1 protein-coding gene is annotated in these 1,538 nt (G+C 57.3%); it reads left to right on the plus strand.

The window, feature by feature from the left end; all coding sequences use genetic code 11:
- The first annotated feature begins 82 nt into the window (after positions 1-82).
- The gene (locus CLG85_RS27060) at positions 83-1,447 is read left to right on the plus strand and encodes an ISNCY family transposase (protein WP_095883285.1); all 1,365 of its coding nucleotides are present in this window, start codon (positions 83-85) and stop codon (positions 1,445-1,447) included.
- The last annotated feature ends 91 nt before the right edge of the window (positions 1,448-1,538 follow it).

Genomic DNA, 1,538 nt, shown 5'->3' on the forward strand with positions numbered 1-1,538 from the left:
TGTAGCGGCAAAGCTAAAATGTCACCCATGAACAATTCAGGAATGTCACTCTCCCCGTAAAACGATGCGAGGATGAGCGGACGTGGGATGGCTGATTATGAGCGAGCGCGAGTTGAATCGTGTGGCGGTTCTGGCGCAGGTCGATGACGGTCGACTGACCGTGGACACCGCGGCGAACATGCTGGAGCTGACGCGTCGGCAGATTTTCAGGTTGTTGAAGCGATACCGCCAGGATGGCGCGGTCGCGATCCGTCATAAGGCGCGCGGGAAGCCTCCGAACAACCGCATCCACAAAGCCAAGCGCGACTACGCTTTGAGCCTGATCAAGGAGAGCTACGCAGATTTCGGCCCGACATTGGTGACGGAGATGCTGGCCGACCACCACGGGTTTAAGGTCTCGCGCGAGACCGTCCGCAAGTGGATGCAGGAAGACGGCATCTGGCTATCGCGTAAGCAACGCCGGACCTTTCATCAGCCGCGTTTGCGCCGAGAGTGCTTTGGTGAGCTGGTTCAGATCGACGGCTCTGATCACCGCTGGTTCGAAGATCGCGGTGATCCCTGCACCCTGCTTGTCTTCATTGATGATGCGACCAGTACGCTGATGGAACTGCGGTTTGTCACCGCCGAGAGTACCTTCAGCTACTTTGAGGCTCTGGAAAGCTACCTGCTGAAGCATGGCCGTCCCGTTGCATTTTACAGCGACAAACACTCGGTGTTCAGGGTTCCCAAACCGAGCGAACACATGACGGGCATGACGCAGTTCGGGCGTGCCTTGGCCGAGCTGAACATCGAGATCATCTGCGCCAATTCTTCCCAAGCCAAAGGTCGCGTCGAACGAGCGAACCGGACGCTGCAAGACCGGCTGGTCAAGGACCTGCGCATCGCGGGCATCTCGAACATGGAAGACGGCAACGCGTTCCTTGCTGGTTTCGTTGACCGCTACAACGCCAAGTTTGCAAAGGCCCCGGCCAAGCCAGACAATCTGCACCGCGCCTTGAACATCGCGCCGGACCGCCTCGCCGAAGTCTTCTGCCTACGTGACAAACGTTATGTTACCAAGGATTTAACTCTGAAGTACGATCGCAAGCGCATCCGGCTGGAGGTCAACGATCTGACACGTGGGCTCGTTGGAAAATACGTGGATGTCTACGAGATGCCCGACGGGCGCATCCAAGTCCGCGCCAAAGGCGTCGCCCTACCCTGCAGCATCTTTGACCCACACCAGCAGCGCGTCACACACGCCGCCATTACCGAGAACAAACACCTCAGCGCAGTTCTGGCGCATATCAAAGCGCAGCAGGATAAGAAGCGCATGCCGCCGAAGGTCAAACCTGTGAGCGCGAAGAACAATTACAAAAAGAACGGACACCGGAACAATGGCTGGAATACTCTGGCCGATCGCAAGCGTATCGCAGACAGCAAAGCCAGCCAGGGCTGCGATAGCTGAGGTCTCCGCCCTGTCAGCCTTTGCTCACGTCATGCCACCTGATGACATTCCTGCTTTGCAGACGCGGTGACATTTCAACTTGGTTGCAACA

The organism is Alloyangia mangrovi (assembly GCF_002300555.2).
GTDB lineage: Bacteria > Pseudomonadota > Alphaproteobacteria > Rhodobacterales > Rhodobacteraceae > Salipiger > Salipiger mangrovi.